The organism is Pseudomonas sp. MF08875 (genome assembly GCF_059862525.1).
Genome location: NZ_JCBCUW010000094.1, coordinates 1 through 6,102, shown reverse-complemented (window position 1 = coordinate 6,102; position 6,102 = coordinate 1). Strand labels below are relative to the sequence as shown.

The window sequence follows — 6,102 nt, the reverse complement described above, 5'->3', positions numbered from 1 at the left end:
TGGCTGAAACCTTGGGCAAGGCCGAGTTGAAGGGTCGCACGTTCGGGGATACTGAGTTCGTGATAGGACATAGTGGCAGCACCGTACCGGAAAGGTCAGGTGTTGCACTCAGTTTTTGCGGCCGCCGTGGATAATCTTACTCACTCGGGGGCGAGCAAACTGCATGACCATATGTAGAATATGTCTATCTTCAGAAACAGTGTCTGCCGCCATTGAGATCAGCGACTTCCCCTCATACAAGTGTTTCGCGCTGAACGTCTGAGATGCAGAGCAAGGACTCAAAAAGGACACATGCGCAGATACCAGTGCGGGCAGCTGCGCTGGAGCCTCTAACATCGCTATGTGCAATGAAAGCGCGGCGGACAAGCCACCATAAACCGTTCGTCCTTGAAGCCAGTCTGATGGGGGAGGAAACGGTTCGGTTGCTTTAAACTGCTGAAAAATCTGGGTTAACGAACTCATTGCATTCCCCGATCAGATATATTGGGAATTTGAAGGATTGACCTTCAAAATTTACAAAGACCATCAAGCCTAAAGCGTTAAGCTTATTAGGACTCTGAGAGATTGCTGTGGCTATGTGACCGGTTGATTACACGAGCAAACAAGAGTGCAGTTGGACGACAGGCGGTATTTACTGCGGTATGTTAGGCTTACCATCGGCGTGCAATCCACGGCGACGGAAGCTGGCCATTATGATGATCGCGATCGGATTTCAGAAAAGTACAAAAACTACCTGGCACACCTCACCGAACATAAAAGTTATCTAATTTTTTTACAATCGGCGCTGACCCAGTTCAGGCCAGCACCATACTATCTATACAATCCCCTTATTACGAGCTCCCTCGCCCCCTCACTTAATCACGACAGGGTTCACCGGAGCCCCGCTTCCGTCTACAACTTTTAAAAGTGCTGCTGTATACAAAAACGTCCATTGCACATCACGCGCATAATCTCCAGCGAATGCATCCAGCGCGATGATCTCGCTGAATGTCACGCCTAGGTTTCGCATAAGTGCATTATGCAGAGGTAATTGGACGCCGCTCACCGGATCGACAGTAACTTCGCTGGCTATTGTATCGGTTACAAGGTTAGGAATTTCCATTTCATGAAACCAATGGACCAGCTCTGGGCTGAAGCTGAGGCCAGGTTCTAAAAAATCTTCATAAAACTCTTCCGCTGAAACTTTATAAAACCTACCAATCCATCCAGTCCGGATAAGAAAAATATCGTGCTTCTGGATCTCAACCCCCTGAGCCTTGGCGGCAGCTATGAGATCAATATGGTTGAATATTTCACCTCGGTCCATATTCCTTGACGCGGAGTCTGCCCATATCGATCAAAATACCACGGCCAACATCAACTGCCGAGCGAGCGGAAATTGTTCGAACAGTTCTCCGTTTGCCGAGCTGTGGTGCGTGAAGCGCTGTCGCAACTCAAATTTGAAGACCTGATTACAATGCAACGGGGCAAAGGTGCCTTTGTCGCCAAGCGTGGAGAGCGGCACGCTTTTAGGCTGAGCGAGGTCTCGTTGGGCGAAGAAAACTCGCTCCTGCACATCTTGGAGTTTTTGATCACCCATCGACGTAGCCGCCACTCGTCTAGCGGCAACACGTCACACCGTCGAGGACCTCAAAGGATTCGCCAAGCCCTGATTGGGATGGAATATGCGATTGTCAATGATCGCCTGGGCGACGAGTAGGACTATGCGTGTCACCAGGCCATCTTTGCAGCGCCCCCCCACTTTAAAGCGCTGAATGAGTATCTGGATCATAGTGTCCGTCGTCTTATACGCGAGGCACGAAGCAACAATGCCACAAACTACCATGAGCTTGTCGAGGACGTACAAAACGAACGCCATGCAATTTTTTGGCGATTCAAGCTCGATACTCAGCGAAGGTAGGCGAGCCGGCAGAGCGGCATCTGCGTAATGCAGGTAAACGAATGAACATGTACATCGAAGAATGGCACTTGAGTCTTCTGTTCACCCCATCCTCTATCGGGCGGCTTGACACCCGAGCGCAAGACGAAGGCCAGCGCTTATAATCGAAGCAGATATACACACTGGAGCGCAACGAACGCCAACTAGGCGGCGCAAGCAGCTGATCAATACCACACCATACAGCCTCTCTCGCGCCCGTTACCTCATACCTCCGATAGAGGGCCGGGCATTTATTGCAAGGGTCTGCCCAACGGAGACAAAAACTGCGTTGCTTCTACGGAAAATCTAGCAGCAAGTGTCAACGCGTGTGAACTTCGACTGTAATTGCCGAAAAACTCTTTTATTCCACCTGAGTCTGCCCACAGCAGCATCGCCTTCTGCTGGCCGGTCACCCCATCCACTGCTTCCAACTCAACAGCTAAAGCGCCGTTGAGTAATGGACCAATAGCGAGGGAGGTGAGCGTGTTCAGCACCGGAGAGGCTTCCGTGATACGCGTAATGCGTACTTTGACATGTAGGATAGGTTCAGTAACCCCCTCCCCGCCTGACAGGTAGAACTGTTTCTGCATTTCACTATTGAGCTTGTCCTGCAACACACCGAGAACTTCTGCGCCTACGTCAGGGGAAATTTCTTCTGATACGGCTGGAGAAATCAGAACCGGCTCAATTATCGCAAACCTATATCGGCCAAAGTCCCCAGGTTGGGGAGGGATCGACATGACATTTTCCCCGCTTGACACCAACCCCTGATAGGACTGCGCCTGATCAGACCTAACTGGGGTATGCGATGCACACCCACTTATGCTGCCAATGACGACCGCTAACACAACACTAAACCGCAACTGACAGGCTGCCATCGAAGGGCGGCTTGGCGGCACAAAAATTGTCCTATTAAAAAACTTCATTCCAGACACCAGCATAATCTTCGCTTCCTTTTGCACGCATGGGAGTGCCCATGCTAGGGCTAACTTTGATTAGTCAATAACGTCAGTGACGGCCTTTCATGATGAAGTCAACTATATTAAACTCAGAAATTTTCTGAGCAGTTGAACATAGAAGAGTCATCCGACAAGAATAGTTAAATCAAGTGGACGATGACGCGGAAGAACATCAGATCAAATTACGCCCTTACTTTCCAATATCAAAAAGAAAACTCAAAAATGATTGCCGCCGATGCCTATCGCTAAAAAGCGTGACTATAAAAAAGTGAAAATGATTCAATTCCGTCATTCGGCTCTTTGATACCTGCGTTTGAGTAATGAATAACCCGGGCACCCACTCGCTGTGTGTCCCCTATCTTCAATCCTGCGCCTAACCGGTCCTCGAAATTGAAAGCGGATCCAAGCTCTCTGTCACCGGCACTGCCGCCGGAAAAAACCGCAACTCCCACGCCCAACTCTATGAAGGGCTTAACATATGAAGCGCCAAACTCGTAGACAAAAACGGGAGCAAAAGAGAGCGAATGTCGCGCGCCGGCTTTTTTGCCAGACTCCCAATAGGTATACCCGTAGTCCCAATACCCCGTCAGCTTACCCGTCGAGCTTTGGAACCACGACTTATCCCAAGCCATCCCCACGCCTGCTCGAGCGGTTAGGCCACCCTGACTGGTCGATCCAATGGCAGAAGAAAACTCAATCGCTTGAGCGCCAAAAGATAAGGGTAAGAGTGCAAGAGCACCCAAGATGATTTTTTTCATATAAATACCTGCTCGTAATCAACATTATGAGTGAGCGTTGCGAAAGGCCCAACTGTTAGAAAATAGGAATGACTCTAACAAGCGGCCTTAGGGGAGCAATCCCGCTCCATGACACTCCCCACGAGATGAACTAACAGCTTTTGCAGATCAATCAGCTGGCGTGCTGCGCTCCGAGTTCGATTAACAACACTCCGCCGACGATGAAGATAATCCCTAACCCCATTAGCTTCGTCAGTGGATCCTTGAAAAGTAGCTTTGCAACAATTGCCGTCAGCGCCACGCCGCTTGCAGACCAGACTCCGTAGGCCACCCCAATACTCACCCCCTCAGCGAGGGTTAAGCTCAGCAACGAAAAGGCAATCAGATAGGATGCCGCGACGGGCAAAATCCAGATTTTGCGGCGAAAACCATCCGAAGCACGCATGGACAGTGTTCCGCAGACTTCAAACAAAATCGCGCCGATCAAATAGACCCAACTCATCGTGTCTGCTCCATTTTCCCATGCGCCGCACCTGCGCCTATTTCGACCAACCATACGCCCGCAATGATGCAAGCGATCCCCAGGCCCATGATCCAACTCAGGGAATCATCGAAAATAACGTGTGCCATTACCGCTGTAAGCGCAACGCCACAAGCCGCCCAAATGCCGTAGGCCACTCCAATAGCCATGCCCTTACGTAGAACCATCGATAGCGATACGAAGGCGCCCACGTACCCGCAGACGACGACAACGAACCATTGAGGGTTATCCATAGCGGCTCGAAGTGAGAGCGTCGCCACGACTTCGAGCCCTATGGCTGCGAAAAGCCAAATCCACTTTTTCATTAGGTTTCCTCTTAAGTGCCTAAGTATTAGTCTGCCCCAGCCAGAGCTGCTAGAGAGGCATTGATTTGACAACCAGCATTCGAGTCCGCCATCCAATGCGTCGCCGTACCCACGATACGACTGCCGAGTTCTTTAACTATTCGTTGGTGAGCCAGCACTAAGGCCTCTATTCCAGTACCGGCGCCCCGACGAATCACCGAGCCGCAGGTCAGGCTTCGATGAGCACCATCAATGCCAGTGCGTCTTAGGCTCCAGGCGGCCTCAACCAATGAGTAACGACCCGGGACCGACTCAAAACGGCGTACGTCAACCTGGAGAGAAACATGGGGCAAGCCAGGCTCGCGCGCAAGCCCTGCCCCGTCGACGCGGCCCATTTGCAGCCTTAACTCATGACTTAACGCCACTCTCACCTCATCTGCCAAGGGCGCGGCCCAGTGCTCCGTTTCAAGTATCCGCATACTGCTCTCACCTTGACGAACAACGATCTGAGGCTGATCAACCTGAACGGGTACATTGACCGTCGTAAGTGAATATTGAAATGGCACGGCGGCGTTGGCGTTGGCGGAATCTGTAGCAGGAAGCAAGGTGTAATAGCGAGTGGGCGCAGAACTGCAAGCGGCCAATACCAGAAACGCCGCGAACCAACAGAAACGTATGTTCACTTGGAAGACTCCGCCGGTTGAGCTGATGAGGCAGACGTACTCGAACGAAAGCTATCGGGTTCGCCTTCCTTTACTCTGCCGCGAATCAGCGCTTCGGGGTGTCGGCTCAAAAGATCACTGAGTACGCGCACTGATCGAGCGGAACGCTGGACTTCATCCATGACTTGGCCAAATTGCTGGCGCTGTGGTGAGTCTTCAGCAAAACTTTCATTGACTACCGACAGTGTCTTTTGAGTCTGCCCCAAAGCATCCCGCATTTGCGGAAGGACTTGCCCGTTAACTTGCTGCAACGTCTTACGCATTTCGACCAAGTTGGCATTGAGGTTATCCGCAATACGTTCGACCGGAATTTTGCTCAATTTTTCCACAATCCGCTGCACCTGATCCTGCAACTTGTCTAAACTCCCGGGGATCGTAGGCATTTCCATAGGTCTGGCCGCAAGGTTAAAAGGTACAGGTTGGGCATGAGGGACGAAATCAAAAGAGACATAAAGCTGCCCCGTCAGCAAGTTTGCCGTTTTGACCTGAGCGCGCAGCCCCTCTTTGACAAAGATCGATATCAGCTGGGCTGATTTTTTACCATCTTCATCATGACCAGCATCATAGGCTGTCAGTATTTGTTCATAGGCCTGGCCCAAGCGCTGGGGATAAATGACCGCACCGACCACGACTGCAAAGTTATTAGTCGAACGGTTGAAGTCCAAATCGGTTGACACCACCTTGCCGATATTTACCCCTAGAAACTCCACCGGGGCATTGATCGCCAAGCCGCGCATTGACTGATCAAAATGCATACGAATGAAAAACGGTTCACCATCAGGCGGTGCCAAAGCTGTCGCCTGATCTTTAAAGAGTCCTGAATTCATAGAATAAGCGCAACGCTTGAAACGAGAGGCAGAGAGCCAGCCACCGGTAGAATCCAGGCTCTCACACCGAAGGATTCAAGCGCAGATGACTACGCATTACCGGCAGCTGACTCA

General features: G+C 51.1%; 8 protein-coding genes and 1 pseudogene. 1 reads left to right on the top strand and 8 read right to left on the bottom strand.

Annotation, left to right across the window (positions count from 1 at the left end):
• Nucleotides 1–108 precede the first annotated feature (108 nt).
• Both AC19YT_RS27870 and AC19YT_RS27865 read right to left on the bottom strand, forming a co-directional pair.
• Complete coding sequence (locus AC19YT_RS27870; protein WP_500611353.1) at nt 109–462, bottom strand: acyl-CoA thioesterase domain-containing protein; 354 nt, start codon at nt 460–462, stop codon at nt 109–111.
• Nucleotides 463–850: 388 nt separating this feature from the next.
• Nucleotides 851–1,355 (bottom strand): annotated as a pseudogene (locus AC19YT_RS27865) (cyclase family protein); the annotation flags it as partial.
• 53 nt (nt 1,356–1,408) lie between these two features.
• Between AC19YT_RS27865 and AC19YT_RS27860 the strand changes: the two are divergent.
• Nucleotides 1,409–1,699: a hypothetical protein gene (locus AC19YT_RS27860; RefSeq protein ID WP_412034013.1), complete on the top strand. Its 291-nt coding sequence runs from the start codon at nt 1,409–1,411 to the stop codon at nt 1,697–1,699.
• 470 nt (nt 1,700–2,169) lie between these two features.
• Here the strand turns inward: AC19YT_RS27860 and AC19YT_RS27855 are convergent, their stop codons facing one another.
• From AC19YT_RS27855 to AC19YT_RS27830, 6 genes are all read right to left on the bottom strand, one after another.
• Nucleotides 2,170–2,796, bottom strand: coding sequence for a DUF3313 family protein (locus AC19YT_RS27855; protein WP_254989601.1), 627 nt, complete (start codon nt 2,794–2,796; stop codon nt 2,170–2,172).
• Between the two features lie 326 nt (nt 2,797–3,122).
• Complete coding sequence (locus AC19YT_RS27850; protein ID WP_096143091.1) at nt 3,123–3,635, bottom strand: acyloxyacyl hydrolase; 513 nt, start codon at nt 3,633–3,635, stop codon at nt 3,123–3,125.
• Nucleotides 3,636–3,786: 151 nt separating this feature from the next.
• Complete coding sequence (locus AC19YT_RS27845; RefSeq protein ID WP_096143090.1) at nt 3,787–4,116, bottom strand: DMT family transporter; 330 nt, start codon at nt 4,114–4,116, stop codon at nt 3,787–3,789.
• Nucleotides 4,113–4,460: a DMT family transporter gene (locus AC19YT_RS27840; protein ID WP_096143089.1), complete on the bottom strand. Its 348-nt coding sequence runs from the start codon at nt 4,458–4,460 to the stop codon at nt 4,113–4,115. Before AC19YT_RS27840 ends, AC19YT_RS27845 begins: the two co-directional genes overlap by 4 nt.
• Before the next feature lie 26 nt (nt 4,461–4,486).
• Complete coding sequence (locus tag AC19YT_RS27835) at nt 4,487–5,122, bottom strand: PqiC family protein (RefSeq protein WP_096143088.1); 636 nt, start codon at nt 5,120–5,122, stop codon at nt 4,487–4,489.
• Nucleotides 5,119–5,988, bottom strand: coding sequence for an MlaD family protein (locus tag AC19YT_RS27830; RefSeq protein WP_500611352.1), 870 nt, complete (start codon nt 5,986–5,988; stop codon nt 5,119–5,121). The genes AC19YT_RS27835 and AC19YT_RS27830 overlap by 4 nt, the downstream gene beginning before the upstream one ends.
• Nucleotides 5,989–6,102 lie beyond the last annotated feature (114 nt).